Annotated in this window: 16 protein-coding genes; 8 read left to right on the top strand and 8 right to left on the bottom strand. The window is 68.0% G+C overall.

Annotation, left to right across the window (positions count from 1 at the left end):
* Nucleotides 1–16: 16 nt before the first annotated feature.
* Genes ACZ5LB_RS15360 through ACZ5LB_RS15330 form a run of 7 tightly spaced genes read right to left on the bottom strand, consistent with a single transcriptional unit; the run spans nt 17 to nt 6,352 of the window.
* The gene (locus ACZ5LB_RS15360) at nt 17–844 is read right to left on the bottom strand and encodes a tetratricopeptide repeat protein (RefSeq protein WP_464603084.1); all 828 of its coding nucleotides are present in this window, start codon (nt 842–844) and stop codon (nt 17–19) included.
* Nucleotides 841–1,518: a hypothetical protein gene (locus tag ACZ5LB_RS15355; protein ID WP_464603083.1), complete on the bottom strand. Its 678-nt coding sequence runs from the start codon at nt 1,516–1,518 to the stop codon at nt 841–843. The genes ACZ5LB_RS15360 and ACZ5LB_RS15355 overlap by 4 nt, the downstream gene beginning before the upstream one ends.
* On the bottom strand, nt 1,502–2,074 hold the full coding sequence (locus tag ACZ5LB_RS15350; protein ID WP_464603082.1) for an RNA polymerase sigma factor: 573 nt from the start codon (nt 2,072–2,074) through the stop codon (nt 1,502–1,504). The genes ACZ5LB_RS15355 and ACZ5LB_RS15350 overlap by 17 nt, the downstream gene beginning before the upstream one ends.
* Nucleotides 2,071–3,045, bottom strand: coding sequence for a hypothetical protein (locus tag ACZ5LB_RS15345; RefSeq protein WP_464603081.1), 975 nt, complete (start codon nt 3,043–3,045; stop codon nt 2,071–2,073). The genes ACZ5LB_RS15350 and ACZ5LB_RS15345 overlap by 4 nt, the downstream gene beginning before the upstream one ends.
* 43 nt (nt 3,046–3,088) lie before the next feature.
* Nucleotides 3,089–4,876, bottom strand: a complete 1,788-nt coding sequence (locus ACZ5LB_RS15340; RefSeq protein WP_464603080.1) for a hypothetical protein — start codon at nt 4,874–4,876, stop codon at nt 3,089–3,091.
* Between the two features lie 9 nt (nt 4,877–4,885).
* On the bottom strand, nt 4,886–5,596 hold the full coding sequence (locus tag ACZ5LB_RS15335) for a HisA/HisF-related TIM barrel protein (protein WP_464603079.1): 711 nt from the start codon (nt 5,594–5,596) through the stop codon (nt 4,886–4,888).
* 51 nt (nt 5,597–5,647) lie between these two features.
* On the bottom strand, nt 5,648–6,352 hold the full coding sequence (locus ACZ5LB_RS15330) for a ribonuclease III family protein (protein WP_464603078.1): 705 nt from the start codon (nt 6,350–6,352) through the stop codon (nt 5,648–5,650).
* Nucleotides 6,353–6,507: 155 nt separating this feature from the next.
* Between ACZ5LB_RS15330 and ACZ5LB_RS15325 the strand changes: the two genes are divergently transcribed.
* From ACZ5LB_RS15325 to ACZ5LB_RS15300, 6 genes are all read left to right on the top strand, one after another.
* Nucleotides 6,508–8,214 carry a tetratricopeptide repeat protein gene (locus tag ACZ5LB_RS15325; RefSeq protein ID WP_464603077.1) on the top strand — a complete coding sequence of 569 codons (1,707 nt, stop codon included), beginning with the start codon at nt 6,508–6,510 and terminating at the stop codon, nt 8,212–8,214.
* A 159-nt stretch (nt 8,215–8,373) separates the two neighbouring features.
* Nucleotides 8,374–9,204 carry a flagellin gene (locus tag ACZ5LB_RS15320; RefSeq protein ID WP_464603076.1) on the top strand — a complete coding sequence of 277 codons (831 nt, stop codon included), beginning with the start codon at nt 8,374–8,376 and terminating at the stop codon, nt 9,202–9,204.
* 82 nt (nt 9,205–9,286) lie between these two features.
* Nucleotides 9,287–9,751 carry a flagellar protein FlaG gene (locus ACZ5LB_RS15315; RefSeq protein WP_464603075.1) on the top strand — a complete coding sequence of 155 codons (465 nt, stop codon included), beginning with the start codon at nt 9,287–9,289 and terminating at the stop codon, nt 9,749–9,751.
* Nucleotides 9,752–9,790: 39 nt separating this feature from the next.
* Entirely contained in the window at nt 9,791–11,419 is a 1,629-nt protein-coding gene (gene fliD / locus ACZ5LB_RS15310; RefSeq protein ID WP_464603074.1) for a flagellar filament capping protein FliD, read from the top strand.
* Between the two features lie 28 nt (nt 11,420–11,447).
* The gene (gene fliS, locus ACZ5LB_RS15305) at nt 11,448–11,876 is read left to right on the top strand and encodes a flagellar export chaperone FliS (protein ID WP_464603073.1); all 429 of its coding nucleotides are present in this window, start codon (nt 11,448–11,450) and stop codon (nt 11,874–11,876) included.
* Complete coding sequence (locus ACZ5LB_RS15300; RefSeq protein WP_464603072.1) at nt 11,873–12,172, top strand: hypothetical protein; 300 nt, start codon at nt 11,873–11,875, stop codon at nt 12,170–12,172. Before fliS ends, ACZ5LB_RS15300 begins: the two co-directional genes overlap by 4 nt.
* 129 nt (nt 12,173–12,301) lie before the next feature.
* Here the strand turns inward: ACZ5LB_RS15300 and upp are convergent, their stop codons facing one another.
* Nucleotides 12,302–12,928: a uracil phosphoribosyltransferase gene (upp, locus tag ACZ5LB_RS15295; RefSeq protein ID WP_464603071.1), complete on the bottom strand. Its 627-nt coding sequence runs from the start codon at nt 12,926–12,928 to the stop codon at nt 12,302–12,304.
* Between the two features lie 212 nt (nt 12,929–13,140).
* Here upp and ACZ5LB_RS15290 point away from each other — a divergent pair, with 212 nt between their 5' ends.
* The gene (locus ACZ5LB_RS15290; protein WP_464603070.1) at nt 13,141–14,721 is read left to right on the top strand and encodes an indole-3-glycerol phosphate synthase TrpC; all 1,581 of its coding nucleotides are present in this window, start codon (nt 13,141–13,143) and stop codon (nt 14,719–14,721) included.
* Nucleotides 14,722–14,797: 76 nt separating this feature from the next.
* Nucleotides 14,798–16,081 (top strand): phosphopyruvate hydratase, encoded by a 1,284-nt coding sequence (eno, locus tag ACZ5LB_RS15285; protein ID WP_464603069.1) that lies wholly within the window; start codon nt 14,798–14,800, stop codon nt 16,079–16,081.
* The last annotated feature ends 2 nt before the right edge of the window (nt 16,082–16,083 follow it).

The raw sequence follows: 16,083 nt of genomic DNA, 5'->3' as shown, positions 1-16,083 counted from the left end.
AACTACTCTACCAGCCCTACTCCACCGTCACCTTCACGCTGCTCTTGGCGTCATCCACCGACAGGAGCACGCTCCCACGGGGCATGGACGCGGCCTGGTCGGTAATGCCTTCCAGTTCGAACCCCTTGGCCCGGGCCTGGCGGATCTGGGCGTCGGTGAGGTAGTTCCCCACGGCCCGGGCCAGGCTGAGGGCGAGGCGGATGGTCACCGTGTCCGGCTTGCCGGTCTCCTTGATGCGGATGACCAGGAACCGCGCCTGCCGGTCCCGCGCCGCCACGGACGACTTCAGGCCCATGGTGGCCAGGGCCGAGGCGCAGGCATCGGCGTAGCCCGGCACCTGGAGCCCCTTGCGCAGGCCATCGGCCGCCCGGGGATCGCACACCTTGGCCAGCTGGAGGGCCGCGGCCACCTGCACATCCAGGTAGGGGTCCTTCAGGGCTTCCAGGAGTCCGGGGGTGGCCCGGGGATGCTGCCCCTGGCGGATGCCCCAGCAGCGCACCCGGTTCATGCGGGCCTCCTTGCCCAGGAGCCGCTGGTCGGGGTGGGTGTCCAGGAAGACGGTGTAGGCTTCCGCGGCTTCGTCCCAGCGCTGGTCGGATTCCAGCGAGGCCGCCAGCCAGAACCGGGCCTCGGCGCCCCGGGGGGAATCGGGGTGGGCCGCCAGGAACGCCCGGTAGGCCGCCGCGGCCTCGAACCACCGCTGGGCGTACCGCAGGTTCTTGGCCTCGCGCAGCAGGCCGTCCGCCGTGCTCTCCCGCGGGCCGGCGACGGCCGCGGAAGGCTCGGGGGCGGGGTCCGGCAAGGGCCCGCCCGACAGCGCCAAGGTCAGGACCAGCGCGATCAAATCGACCCTCCCTTGAGCAGCCGGCTGAGCCTCTGGGCTTCATCCTCAAGGCCGTGGGTGTCCGCCCACTGCCTCAGCTCCTGGGCCCGCTGGGGATCCATGCAGGGATCCTCGAGGGAGAGTTCCCGCAGCCAGGCGTGGAGGTCCTCCCGCACCGCCTCGGCCTCGGGGGCCGGGGCCAGCTGCGCGGAGAGGCCGTGGCTGGACTGGAGCAGGGCCAGGGCGATCTCGCGCTCGGCGGCGCGGTCCTCGGTGTTCTTGTTCTCGCAGACCTTGGGGTTCCGGGCGAATTCCTGGATGAGCGTCGAAGACTGCTGGAAGAAGGCCGCCCAGAGACGGTCCTGGGCCCGCTTCTGGGCCAGGTCCTGGATGCGGGCCTGGTCCTTGGCCACCACCGCCATCTTCCGGACGTTCACGGCATGGTAGGTCAGGGGCAGCGCCACCAGCACGGCCGCCGCGGCGGTCATGAGCCAGGGGAAGCGGCGGATCATCGGCACGGGGGCGGGCGCGCCCTCGGCGGCCTTGGCGGCGACGCCTTCGCCCAGGAGGGCCAGGTGGATTTCCAGGAGGCTGGCCAGGCGGGCCTGCACCTCCGGGTCTTCGGGCCAGAGCTCGGGCTGTTCGAGGATCTCGAAGGCCCTTTCGTCGCTCAGGATCTCAGGTTCGGGTTTCATGGGTCACTTCCAGGTTCTTTCTCAATTTTGCGAGGCTTTGGAACAGGGTCGCCTTGACGGTGCCCTCGGCGCAGCCCAGGTTCTCCGCGATCTGCTTCACGGGTTGCTCCTGGACGTAATAGGCCAGGACCATGGTCCGCTGCCGCGGCGTCAGGCCCTCCAGGGCCTGTCGAAGGCTCCGGATCCGTCTGCCCTGGTCGACCTTTTCCCAGGGTGCGGGCTGGTGCGGGTCGGGTGCGTCAAAGGTCTCGGGCGGGGGTAGCTCCCGACCTCGTTTACGGAGATGGTCCGTCGCCGCATTAGCCGCCAGCGTGAAAATCCACGCAGCGACCGGCCGGCCATCCTCGAAACGTTGACAATGCTGGAGACATTTCAGGAAGACATCCTGGGTGAGCTCCTGCACCACCCCGGTCTCCCCCCCCAGGCGACGGTGCAGGAAGGCGAAGACGGGCTTCTCGAAGCGGGCCATGAGGTGCGCGAGGGCCTCCTCCTGCCCGTCCTTGAGGCGCATCATCCAGTATTCCGGGGCGCGCTCCTCCAGGACCGCTGCGGTCATGGCCGGTGCACCAGGTCGGCAAGGGCCGGCTGGGAGAGCTTGCCCAGGGCCTGGTTGATCTGTTCGCCCGTCAATTGGCAGCGCAGGCCGATGCGCTTGCGTTCCTGGAGGATCTCGGGGGCCTGGCCGGGCTGGCCGCCCTGGAGGGTGGAGGCGGCGGCCACGAAGCGCTGGACCCAGGGCGCCACCTGCACCACGCCTTCGGGGGAGCCCGTGATGGCCAGTTCGAAGCGGTGGAGCCCGTTCTTTCCGGCCTGTCCAGGCGTGACGCTCCAGGCCAGGGCGTCGATGCCCTGGGGCAGGTTCCGGGCCAGCTCAGGCGGCACGTTGCCGGAAAGGCCGTCCAGGACGAGCCGGGTCTGGATGAACCCCTGGAAGGGGGCGGAGGCGTTGATCCACGCCGCGGCTTCGGGAACCGGATGCCGGGGCGGGAAGGTGCCCGCGTCCAGCTTGGCCAGGGAGCGCAGGTCGCCCAGCCAGATGCGGCCGGCCGGGTCGGCCACGGCGCGGATGTGGTACTGGTTCACGTCCAGGATGACGTAGACGGGGAGTTCCTTTTTCCGCACCGGCAGGGACCCCTCCGGGGGGAACGCGTCGGCGATGGCCATCATCACCGCCCGCTGGTCCCGGAAGCCGCCCAGCTGGATGAGGAAGTCCGGCGGGGCGCCGGCGGTGGAGAAGTTCATCACATAGAAGTTGATGCGGCCCGATTCCAGATGGGGATTGATGCGGGCCTTCTTGAGGAAGAGATCGAGGGTCTGGTCGGCGAAGGGGAACTTCTCCAGGTACGCCTGGAAGCTCCGCTGCTCCAGGAGCCAGCCGGCCCTGCCGGAAAAGGCCACGGCGGAACCCGCCGGGGCCGAGGCCACCCAGTCCGGCCCCGCGGAGCGCTGGCGCCCGCAGGCGAGCCCCACGACCAGGACCGCGGCTCCGCCCAGGGTGGCACCGAGGATGCGGCGGGGCAGGTTCATGGACTCTCCGTTCGGTTGGGCTACGTTTTCGGGGCGGAATCGCTTAGTCCGCCAGGGCCCGCAGGGCCGTGGGCAGGTGCGGGCTGCGCAGCAGGTGCTTCTGCTCGCTGTCCGAGAGGAGGGCCCAGATGCGGATGGCGGCTTCCCTCGGGGTCTTGGGATTCAGCAGCAGCTCGGTCATCACCGCGGGGTGGGCCATGAGGGCGGCGTGCCCGGCGATGAGCTCGAGGATGGGGCGCGGCGTCTGCTTGTTCCGGGCCAGGCGCAGGAGGATGGTGGGATCCAGTTGGCGATCGGCCACCAGCAGGCGCAGGGTGTCCTCGTCCTTGAGCACCTCCGCGGGGAGGTGGCGCATGAGCTCCCCGCCCGAGCCGCGCAGGGCGACGATGCGCTGGGGGATGGTCATCTGCTCGTACGATGCGCGCAGCAGGTCCAGGGCCGCCTTCTTCACCGACAGGTGGGGCACCCGCTGGTCCCGCAGGAGGTCCAGCAGGACCCGGGGCGGCCCGTCCAGGCTCCGGAGCAGGCCCAGCGCGGTGTCCTCGCCCAGGTGGACGTTGTGCAGGAGGGCCTCCCGTACGGAGGGATAGGCGCTCCAGGTGCGGCTGAAGGCCAGGCGCTCGGCACGGATGCTGTCCAGGTGGGGGATGGCCGAGATGAGCTCCCGGGCCGTGAGGCCGGGGTTCTCCAGTGCCACGGCGAAGACCTGGGGGTCCGGGTCCCGGAGCGCCGCCACCATCTGGTCCGGCTGCGTGGCCTGGTTGGCCATGAAGACCCGTTCCTCCAGGGAGACCCAGCGCCCTTCGGACTGCACCGGAGACAAGCCGCTGGCCTGGTTCGTGCGCCGCCGCTGGAGCCGGTCGAAGAACACCTTGATGACCCGGAGCATGCTGGGCGCCCGGCGCTTGGCCCAGAAGGTCAGGTACTGGTACTCCGACTCTTCCATCTGGGTGAAAAGGCTCACGATGCGGTGCAGGTGGCGCCGGTTCTGGCCGCCGCGCTCCAGGAGCATCACCAGATCCCGGGTGGCGTCCATCTTCCGGCCCATGGCCGCCGGGCACCGGGGGGCCTCGGCCAAGGCCTCCCGCACGGGGTCCTTGAAATACCAGCGCGCCTCCTGGTAGATCTCCTCGAAGAGCTCCCGGTTGGCCCCCGGCAGGCAGGCCAGGAGCATCTCCTCGGAAAGGGCCGGATTGCGCAGGGCCGCCGCGCGCACCTCGGGCTCCTCGTCGGCGAGGTACTTCTGGAGGTCCTCCTGGACCAGGGTGGCCTCCGCGGCCGTGGCCCGGTCCTGCTTGGGGATCCGGTAAGGCAGGGGCGACGGGCCCCGGCCCTGGGGGGGCAGCGTCAGGGCCTCCCAGTCGGGTTCGGCCGGCGGCAGGGGCGGCATCTCGAGGGTGCTCCCCGTGGAGTTCACGGGCTTGGCAAGCTGCTTGGCGAGCTGCTTCACGATGGGTTTCAGGTCCGGGGGCAGGTCCTGGTAGATGGCCTTGATGGACTCGGCGCGCTCGGTCTTCTCCCCTTCGGGGGCGCGTTCCATCTCCCGCATGAGATCGAAGAGGGAGACCGCCATTTCCAGGTCCCGGCGAATGGGTTCGGGCGTGTTCTCGTTGCCGGCCAGGGCGTGCAGCACCGGGGCGTGCACGAGCCAGTGAGGGGTGCGCGCGATGAGGGTGAGCAGGCGCGGGGAGGTGAGGTTGCGCCCGAGGCTCTCGATGAGCTCGACCTGGCGCTCCGAGGGCATCTGGGGGCGGATGAGGGCCAGGTTCCTGAAGTGGAGCCGGTCCGACTCCGGAAGGCTCAGGACGAAAGGCGCCTCGGGCTCAGCCACACCCCCTCCTCAGCAGCCGGGAAGGGTCAGCGATGCCATGAGGGCCGCGTCACCGCGGAGAAGGAGGCCGTCCACCGCAAGCCCCTGGATGCCCGAGATCTCCCGGGCCTGGGCCAGGTGGGCGGCGGTCTGGATGCTGCCGCCCATCCAGATGGAGAGGCGCGAACTCTGCGAAAGGACGCGGGCCGTCGCGAAGTCCGGCACCACGGGCCGGGCGGCGGGAAGGTCCAGGAACAGGAGCCGCTTGAAGCCGAAATCGCCGATGCGCTTGCCCGCGGCCTCGGCGCTTTCGCCGCTGGTCCCGCCCCAGCCCGAGGGCAGGATCTCCCCCCTGCGCGCGTCCACGGCGGCGGTCAGGTGCTCGCGGAACCGCGCCAGGAGCTGCTCCACCATGACGGGAGAACGCTGGAGGATGGTGCCCACGGCGAGCCAGGTGGCGCCGCGGTCCAGGAAGAACTGGGCCTGGTCGGAGCTGCGGATGCCCCCGCCCACCTGGATGCAGACCTTGGAGCGGCCCGCATGGAACTTCTGGATGGCCCGCGCGATCACCTCGCGGTTGTTGCCCTGCCCCCGGGCCGCGTCCACGTCCACCAGCGCCAGCCGGTGGCAGCCCTGGTCCAGCAGGTACGCCACCAGGGACAACAGGTCCGCACCTTCGTCCTCCCCCACGATGGGGATCGCGCGTCCGTTCCGGATGTTCACTGTCGGCAGGATCTTCAAGGGCCTTCGAACCTCAGTGCATGCTGGTGATGGTAACCGATGCGGACCGCTTCAAGAAGGAGGCTTGGGCAAGGACGCGAGCAGAAGGCGCGCCGCCTCCATCTGGGCGCCCTTCAGATTCCCCGCCCGGCCCACGGCCTCGAACCCGCCCACCACGGTCCGCACGGTGAAGGTGGGGGCGTGGTCCGGGCCCTGGCGTTCCAGCAGCTCGTACACGGGCGGGGGCAAACCGAGCGCCGCCACCCGCTCCTGGAGGGTCGTCTTGTGGTCCCGGGCCTCCCAGATGCCCACGTAGGCCGCCCGCACCTGCTCCAGGAACCGGCGCTCCACGAGGGCCAGCACGCCTTCCAGCGGGTTCCCGCCCACGGCCTGGACGTCCAGGAACACGGCCGCCAGCACGGCCTCCATGGCGTCGGCCAGGGCATTGCGCTGGCTGGCCCCGCCTTTGCGGGGAGACCGGGGCCCGGCCACCAGCTCCACCCCCAGGTCCAGGGCCCAGGCGTGAAGGGCATCGGTGCAGACCATGAGGCCGCGCAGCTTGGAGAGGGAGCCCTCGGGCCACGAAGGATGTTCGCGGTACGCCATGAGGGACACGCACAGGTCCAGGATGGAGTCCCCCATGAACTCCAGGCGCTGGTTGTCGGGGAAGAGCCCGGAGGAGGGCGGCGTCAGGGCCGTGCGCAGCAGCGCCTCGTCCCGGAAGGTGTACGCCAGCGCCGCCTCCAGCGGGGATGGGGGTCTGCCCGTGCGTTTCAATGGCCACCTTCCAAGGGGATCCTTCCAACCTTTTCCTGGATGGCCCCCCGGGAGGATGCCACCATCTTCATCAATAATAACTGTAGTGCTCAAATCTGGACGCTCCGGGCGGCCGACCCTGCCTATAATGACGTTATTTCACCAACGGAGCCCCCGTGACCGAGGCCATCAAGAACCTGCCCGTCCTCATGGGCGCCATGCGCCAGGAGGCGGTGAGCGGGGAACTCATCCTCGAGCAGAACGACGGCGTGCGCACCCTCTTCATCAACCGGGGTGAGCTCCTCCACCTCAAGAGCGACGTGGCCGGGGAACAGTTCGGCAACTATCTGCTCCGCCAGGGCATCCTTGACCTCCCCTCCCTCAACGAACTGCTGGCCAACGACGAACGCTACCGCATCGGCGAGAAGGTCATCCAGTGGGGCATGATGACCCTCGAGGAGCGGGACCTCCACCTGCAGGCCCTGCAGGAGCAGATCATGATCCACGCCCTGGAGCACCCGGTCCTCCAGTGGACCTGGCACGCGGGGCCCATGGAGAAGCGGCTGGAACAGGACCTGCATTTCAAGCTCCAGCACCGGCACTTCATCTGGAACACCTTCCAGGAGTCCCACTACCTCACCGACCTCCTGTCCGTCCTGGACCAGGAGGCCGACTGGCGCTGGGAGGGGCGCAGGGATCTGGTGGAGAGCCTCAGCGACCTGCCCCTCACGCCGGGCACCGCGTACGCCCTGTCCTTCCTGGGGGCCGACCCCATCAGCTTCGAGACCTTCCGCTCCCTGAGCGCCCTGGAGGAGGAGGCCGCGGGCCGCTTCATCATCACCCTGTGGGCCCTGGGGGCCCTGGTGCTCTGCGGCGGAAGGCTGCCCAGCGTCGGAGGCGAGGCGCCCGAGCCCCAGGCCCAGGTGCCCGTCACGCCCCACCTGCCCATGCCCCCGCTGCCCATGAGGGGGCCCAAGGATTTCCCCCTGATCTTTCCGCCGGGCGGGGGCCGGGCGCGCATCCACGTCCCGCCCCCCCTGGAACCCCCGATCCCGTTGGACCAGGCCGCCCTGCATCCCGAGTTCCTGGAGGTGGAGCCCGATCCCGGCCGCCCGGCGCCCAAGGCCGAGGATCCCTACGGCCTGTCGGAACCCTACCCCGAAGAGCCCCCCCCGCGTCCGGTTCCCCAGCCCGTTGCGCCGGCACAGCGCGTCGATCCGTTCCAGCCGGCGCCCACCGGGCCCCGTCCGGATCCCTTCGCACGCCCGGACCCCTTCGCGGCGCCGGCCCAGCCGGCCCAGGCGCCCCAGGCCTATTCCGGCTTCCAGCCCTCCTCGCCCTTCCAGCAGGCCCTCCCGGTGCATCCCCCGGAATCCCCCTTCCAGGTGGAGGTGCCCGCCTACGTGCCGCCCCCGCCCCCGCCCCAGCCCCTGGAAGGCTCGGCCCGCGCCAAGAGCCTCGTGCGCAAGGCCCGCCAGCAGGTCCTCATGGACCGCACCGTGGAAGCCATCCGCACCCTGGAGCAGGCCGTGCAGCTGGAGCCCGACCTGGACGTGGCCTACGATGCCTGGCTCATGCTCGGCCAGCTGAGGCTGGCCAATCCCGCCTGGTCCACCCGCTCCATCGACGCGCTCCAGACGGCCTCCAAGCTGCGCCCCCGGGCCGCCGCGCCCTGGGCCTCCATGGGGGAGCTCTACCATCGCAAGGGTTTCGAGGCCAACGCCGCCGCCTGCTACCGCAAGGCCCTGGAGCTGGACCCCACCACCGCGGTGCCGGCGGACGTGGACCTGGACGCCCGGGAGGCCGACGCCGGCGCCCCGCCGCAACCCAAGGGGCTCCTGGGCCGGTTCCGTTCCATCCTGGGCCGGACGGAAAAATCCTGACCGCCATCATATATCTATGGTCCCGGGAGGACCCCTGGCGGATTTCAAATAAATTACTAAAGCTCAACGTTCCTAAGGCCGAATAGAACCTTGCGGGGATACCCCCGAGCCCTATAACCCGGCGGCACGGATGCCGCCATCAGCATCACGGAGGATGCCATGACTTCCATTCTGAATAACGTTGCCGCCATGAACGCCAGCCGCCAGCTGGGCCTCACCGGCGCCAACCTGCAGCAGACCATCGAGCGTCTCACCACCGGAAAGCGCATCAACAAGGCTTCCGACGACGCGGCCGGCCTGGCCATCGGCAACAAGCTGAACGCCGACATCAAGATCGCCACCCAGGCCCAGCGCAACGCCAACGATGGTGTGTCCTACCTTCAGGTCGCCGACGGCGCCCTGGACTCGGTCACCCAGCTGCTGACCCGCGCCTCCCAGCTGGCCCAGCAGGCCCAGACCGGCACGATCAGCGACTCCAACCGGGCCAACCTGGACGCCGAGTTCCAGAACATCATCAAGACGATGTCCAACATCGGCACCAACACCAAGTTCAACGGTCAGGCCATCTTCAGCTCCACCTCCTCGCCGACCACCGTCAGCGTGCAGGCCGGTGACTACGGCTCCCTCACGGTCTCCCTGGGCGCCGTCTCCACGGCCGCCAACTCGGCCCTGGGCCTCGTGGCCACCACCGACTCCCTGACCAACGCCACCAACGCCGGCAGCGTGGTGAGCAAGCTCGCCACCGCCCTGGAATCCGTGAGCTCCATGCGGGCCTCCATCGGCGCCAACGAAGCCCAGCTGAACGCCACGTCGGACATCCTCGGCGTGCAGGTGCAGAACTTCACCGCCGCCAACAGCCAGATCATGGACGCCAACATCGCGGACGAAGTGGTCAACCTCACCAAGTTCCAGATCCTCAACCAGTCCGGCACGAGCGCCCTGGCCAAGTCCAACCAGAGCTCGCAGCAGATCCTGGCCCTCCTTCAGTAACTTCTGACTCCATCGGCTAGCCAACATGGGAGGAGGGCCGCAAGGTCCTCCTCCCATGCCCGTGGAAAACCAGGAGGAACCCATGTCGGATCCCATCAGTTCCACCGGAGGCCAGGGCCAGAGCCCTCCGCCCGTGGTCTATGCGGCCGCCCAGGCCGACTCCGTTCAGGCCAAGCCCACGACCTCCGCCCCCACCACCGTCGCCTCCGCGACCGGCGAGGCCATCCGGGAGGCCGCCCAGATCTCCCAGGAGGCCACCCGCCTGGAGATGTCGCCGGCCTCCGGGGTGTCCAACAAGCAGGTCAATCAAGAGATGACCATGGAGCAGGCGGCCGAGGCCTTCCAGTCCTACCTCAAGAGCCTGCCGTCCAATCTTCAGTTCCAGCCCGACTACGAGGCCGGCATCGTCATCTTCCGGGTCGTCAACCCCGTCACCAACAAGGTGATCCGCCAGCTTCCGCCCGAGGAGGTGGTGCAGCAGGCCCGGAACCTCCGCATGGCCGAGCCCCAGGGCCACTCTGGCATTCTTCTTGATAAGAGTCTCTGAGCCAGCAGTTTTTGCCGCGCGTCAGGGAAGGAGGGTTCGATGGCATCGTCAATCAGTTTCCAGGGCTTGTCGACCAACCTGCCCACGGACCAGCTCATCGCCGCCATCATCAATCAGCAGAGCCAGCCGATGGTGCGGATGCAGACCCAGCAGTCCGTCAACAATTCCAAGTCGGCCGCCCTCCAGACCCTCTCCACGGACCTGACCAGCCTCTCCGTCGCCCTGGACACCCTGTCCATGAGCGGCTTCCAGAGCAACAAGGTGACCAGCTCCGATTCGACCGGGGCCTACGTCACCGCCACCGCCAGCGGCGCCAGCCCCGGCCAGTACGACCTCATCGTCAAGAGCCTGGCCACCCGGGCCCGGCTGGTCCTGCCCACCGCCCTGCAGCCCAACGCGGCCGTCGGGGTGGGCGACTACACCCTCACCGACATGGACGGCAAGGCCTTCACCGTGACCATCGGCGCGGCCAACAACAGCCTCTCGGGCCTGGCGGACGCCATCAACAACGCCAAGGGAGCCGACGGCAAGGCCATCAACCTGAACGCCGCGGTCATCCAGACCGGAGCCGACGGCACCAGCCAGCTGGTGCTGAGCGCCAACGCCACCGGCCAGGGTTCCGCCGGTGCCACCACCTTCTCCTTCACCGCCCCCACCGGCAGCACCCTGGGGGCGGGGACGTCCGTGTCCCAGGCGGCCACCAATTCCGACTTCATCCTCAACGGGGTGGAACTGCACCGTTCCTCCAATTCCGTCAGCGACGCGGTCCAGGGCATCACCTTCAACCTGAACCAGGCCCAGACCGACCTCACCAAGACCACCACCCTCACGGTGACCCAGGACCAGGACGCCGCCGCCAAGGCCATGCAGGACGTGGTGGACAAGTTCAACACGTTCTACAACGACTACAAATCCAATACGAAGTTCACCCAGAACAAGGACGGTTCCTACACCAAGGGCCTGTTCAACATGGACATGGCCGTGCGGCAGATGGTCAGCCAGGTCTCGGGTGTCCTCATGGGGGCCCCCTCGGGCCTGCCCTCCACCGCCACCTTCACCAGCGCCGCCGGGGTGGGCCTCAAGACCAACCAGGACGGCACCATCAGCCTGGACACCACCGCCTTCAAGGCTGCGCTGACCAAGGACCCCGGGGGCGTCGCCAACCTCTTCTCCAATTCCGCCGTCTCCACCAGTCCCCTCCTGACGTTCATCGGATCCGGCAGCAAAACCACCAAGTCCCCCATCTCCTTCGACGTGACCACCGTGAACGGGGTCCTCACCGGCACCTTCCAGAGCCAGAAGGCCGACGGAACCACCGAGACCAACACGCTCACCAGCACCAATGGCTACTTCTACGGCGCCAACGGCACCGCCCTCGAGGGCCTCTCGCTCAAGGCCTCGGCCGGGGCTTCCGGGACACTCTCCATCTCCACCGGGATCTCCCGGCTGGTCCAGGACCTGAACACCAGCCTCACCTCCCTCACGCCCGGCAACATCGGCGGCATCATGCAGGATCTTTCCGCCGCCAACTTCACGCTCAGCCAACAGATCCTTCAGCAGCAGGACTACCTTGCCCGGAGCAAGGCCAGCCTGGAAAAGCTCTATGCGAACCTGGAAACCACCGTCGGGCAGTTGAACGCGGCGGGCCAGAGCCTCGCGGGGATCTAGAGCGGACCACACCTTGGGGGGAATCCCGATGAACCCGAACTACGGCGGCGCGGTCGCCAACCAGTACCTGATGCAGCAGATCAACGGCGCCACCCCCGAACACATCATGTTCATGCTCCTGGAAGGGGCCCAGAAGTTCCTCCTCCAGGCCGTGGCCGCCATCCGCCGCCGGGATATCGCCACCCGGGCGCGCATGGTCAACCGGGTCTCCTCCATCGTCGAGGAGCTGGCCATCCGCCTCGACCATGAAGGCGGGGGCGAACTGGTGATGAACCTCACCCGCATCTACGACTGGTGGCTCAAGGAGCTTTTCGACGCCAGCCAGAAGAACCAGGCCGAGCGGCTCGAGGTCCTGGAGCGCCAGATCGCTGAAATGAAGTCCGCCTGGGCGGAGCTGGACCAGCGCCAGGGCGCCCCCAGGCCCACCGCCTTCTCTCCCCAGGGCATGGTGGGATGAGCGACGGCAGGATAGCGGCCTCGCTGGACGACCTGGAGCGTCTCCTGGCGACCCTCGTGGACGACCCCGACCCGGACAAGGTCGCCGCGTGGCACGCGGGGTTCAAGGAGGCCCTGGCCCAGGCCGAGAAGGGGCCCCAGTGGCCCGCCATCGTCGCCCGGGCGCAGGAGCTGGGCCGCCGCCTGGAGACCCAGGTGAACCACCTCAACGCCATCCGCGGGGCGGTGCGGGAGGAGTTGCTGGCCCGGAGCAAGGGCAGCAGGGCCCTGAGCGGCTACAAGCCCGCCAGGGACTGAGCGCCGGGAACCGGGGTCCCGCCGGAACGGAGCGCCGCCGGCGAGGGCCCGCCCTTGCCCGGGAAGGGGCCCTGGAGGCCTCCGGGCCGGTGGGCCATGCCACCGGCCCGGGCCTGCCCGGGAAGGCCCCTAGAGCGTCCCGAAGAGACGGTCGCCGGCGTCGCCGAGGCCGGGGAGGATGTAGGCCTTGTCGTTGAGCTCCCGGTCCAGGGCCGCGACGAAGATGCGGATGTCGGGGTGGTCCTGCTGGAGACGGGCCACGCCCTCGGGCGCCGCGAGGACGGCGGCGAGGGTGATGCGCTGGGCGCCGGCGACCTTCAGCTGCCTCACGGCCTCGGAGGCGCTGCCGCCGGTGGCGAGCATCGGGTCCAGGATGAAGACGTACCGCTGGTCGAGGAGGGGCGGGAAGTTGCGGTAGTAGGGCACGGGCACCAGGGAATCGTGGTCCCGGTACAGCCCGAGGTGACCCACCTTCGCGGTGGGCAGGAGCTGGAGGAACGGGGGCAGCAGCCCCAGTCCGGCGCGCAGGACGGGAACCACCACGGGGTCGAGGGTGGTGAGGCGGCGTCCCTGGGTCCGCTCCAGTGGCGTTTCTACAGCCACGGGCTCGGTCGGCAGATGGCGCGTACACTCGACCGCGAGGATGAGGCCGAGCTCCTCGAGCACGCGCCGGAACAGGATTCCAGGCGTCTTCCGGTCTCTCAGCAGGGAGATCTTGTGGTCGCAAAGTGGATGATCGAGGACGGTGGCTTCCATGGGCGCGCTCCTGTATGCCCCTAGTTTGGGGCATCCGGAGCGATTCCGAAAATGGTCCTTCGTTGAAAAAATCCCGGGCGCAATCGCGAAAAGAATTCACAATTCTGTTGACCTCTTTAGGAACGCTGGTTTAGTGGTTTGTAGTAAGAACATTCTCATGAGGCTCCTGGTACAAAAACGTGTCTGGAAGCAATGGGACCTGGGGGTTGTAAATGCTGAAAAAAGTCCAGATATTTAAGGCGCTGGACATCGAGATCAAAAAGCAAAAAGGTCCTGCAGCGGTGAAGGACGCCTACAAGGGGCACCACTCCCTCAAGGAGGAGTTGAGCCAGCCCGGCATTTCCATCATCGCCGAGACCGCCGGCGGCAACCCGCTCCGCGGGCAGGTGAGGGACGCCTACAGGGCCTCCACCCACGCCAAGAGCCTCGTGGAGAACGGCGCCAGGGCCATCTCGGTCGCCACCGACCGCTTCCTGTTCTTCGGCGAGGACAAGCACCTGTCCGAGGTGCGGTCCGCCGTGAAGGTGCCCCTCATCCGCCACGACTTCATCTTCGAGGAGTACCAGATCGAGGAGAGCAAGATCCTGGGAGCCGACGCCGTGATGCTCATGGCCGCCCTCCTGGAGCCGGACCGGCTCGCGGCCCTCTCGAAACTCGCCCGGGCCAAGAGCCTGGACGTGATCGTGGAGGTGGCCAGCGAGGCCGACCTGAAGCGGGCCCTGGAGGCCGATGCCGATATCGTGTGTGTGCTGGGCCGTGACCTCGACACATGGGAGCCCCGGTGGGAGGAGGCGCTCACCCTGATGAAGAAGGTCCCCCAGAGCAGATGCCTGCGAATCCTGGAAGCCGGCGTCTGCACCCTCCAGCAGATCCAGCAGCTGGAAGGCATGGGAGTACATGGCGTCATCGTCGGGGACGCCCTGCTGGATGAGTTCTATCCCGGCAAGCGACTGGCGCAGATCCTGGCCGGTGTCGAGGTGATCAAGAAGCCCGTCAAGTCCAAGGGCAAGCAGGAAGCGCAGCAAGGCCCCGCGGCCAAGGGCTCCAGGCCCGCCAAGGCCGCCATGGGTGTCGTCGAGAGCGACAAGCCGAAGGCGGGTGGTTCGGTTCCAACCGGCAAACCACTTTCAACCACCCAATCCCCCCAACCCGCCCGCAAGGGCAAAAAGGAGTTCCCAATGGAACACATCAATCAGCCCGACGAGACCACCGCTCCCGTCGAAACGGCCGTCGAGCCGGTCGCCGCCAAGAAGCCCGCGGCCAAGAAGCCCGCCGCCAAGAAGCCCGCCGCCAAGAAGCCCGCGGCCAAGAAGCCTGCCGCCAAGAAGCCCGCCGCCAAGAAGCCCGCCGCCAAGAAGCCCGCGGCCAAGAAGCCCGCCGTGAAGAAGGCCGTCGCCAAGAAGGCCGCCCCCAAGAAGCCGGCCGTGAAGAAGGCCGCCCCCAAGAAGGCCGTCGCCAAGAAGGCCGCCCCCAAGAAGGCCGTCGCCAAGAAGGCCGCCCCCAAGAAGGTCGTCGCCAAGAAGGCCGCCCCCAAGAAGGTCGTCGCCAAGAAGGCCGCCCCCAAGAAGGTCGTCGCCAAGAAGGCCGCCCCCAAGAAGACCGTCGCCAAGAAGGCCGCCCCCAAGAAGGTCGTCGCCAAGAAGGCCGCCCCCAAGAAGGTCGTCGCCAAGAAGGCCGCCCCCAAGAAGGTCGTTGCCAAGAAGGCCGCCCCCAAGAAGGCCGTCGCCAAGAAGCCGGCCGTCAAGAAGGCCGCCCCCAAGAAGCCGGCTGTCAAGAAGGCCGTGAAGAAGTGACAATCTCCCTAGCCTCAGCTAGTTAGGAGATCAATTCCCGTTTCAACCCCGAACGAAAGCAGACCCGGATAAAGCCATGAAATTGATAGATCGTATTTCCGCCCTCGAAGTCCTGGATAGTCGAGGAAATCCGACAATATTGGCCCGGGTAAGACTGAATGATGGAACCATCGGCCAGGCGATGGTTCCGTCCGGGGCTTCCACCGGCAGCCGCGAGGCCCTCGAACTCCGGGACGGCGACAAGAAGCGCTACCTCGGCAAGGGCGTCCTGGGCGCCGTGCAGGCCATCAACACCGAGATCAACGACGCCCTCGAGGGCATGGACCCCTTCCAGCAGGCCGAACTGGACGAACTCCTCCTGGATCTGGACGGCACCGAGAACAAGTCCAACCTGGGGGCCAACGCGCTCCTGGGCACCTCCATGGCCATCGCCTGCGCCGCGGCCAACGCGGCGGGTCAGCCCCTGTACCGCTACCTGGGGGGCGCCTCGGCCCGAACCCTCCCCGTGCCGATGATGAACATCCTCAACGGCGGGGCCCACGCCGACAACAACGTGGACATCCAGGAGTTCATGATCCTCCCCGTGGGCGCCCCCTCCTTCCAGGAGTGCGTCCGGTGGTGCGCCGAGGTGTACCACAACCTCAAGGGCGTGCTCAAGGCCAAGAAGCTCTCCACGGGCGTGGGCGACGAGGGCGGCTTCGCTCCCAACCTCGGCAGCAACGAGGAGGCCCTCACCCTCATCGAGGAAGCCATCAAGAAGGCCGGGTTCAAGCCCGGCAAGGATTTCTACCTCGGCCTGGACTGCGCCTCCAGCGAGTTCTACAAGGAGAAGGGCTACGAGATCGACGGGAGCCGCAAGACCGGGCCCCAGCTCGTGGACTACTACGCGGGCCTCGTGGAGCGGCACCCGGTCCTCACCATCGAGGACGGCTGCGACGAGAGCGACTGGAAGAACTGGAAGCTCCTCACCACGAAACTCTCCGACAAGATCCAGCTGGTGGGCGACGACCTGTTCGTCACCAACCCCGCCATCCTCGCCAAGGGCATCAAGGAGGGCGTCTCCAACGCCATCCTCATCAAGCTCAACCAGATCGGCACCGTCACCGAGACCCTGAAGGCCGTGGACATGGCCCACAAGGCCGGCTATCGCGCCATCATCAGCCACCGCAGCGGCGAGACCGAGGACACCTTCATCGCCGACCTGGTGGTCGCCACCGGGGCCGGCCAGCTCAAGACCGGCGCCCCCTGCCGCTCCGACCGGGTGGCCAAGTACAACCGCCTCCTCCAGATCGAATGGGAGCTGGGCGCAGCCGCGCGCTACGCCGGAGCGGAAGCCTTCGGCGCCTTCCTGGACAGGTAGGA

It is taken from the genome of Mesoterricola sp. MK458, assembly GCF_055384935.1.
Note: the sequence above shows the minus strand (reverse complement) of the source record. Positions and strands in the feature narration are given on the sequence as shown.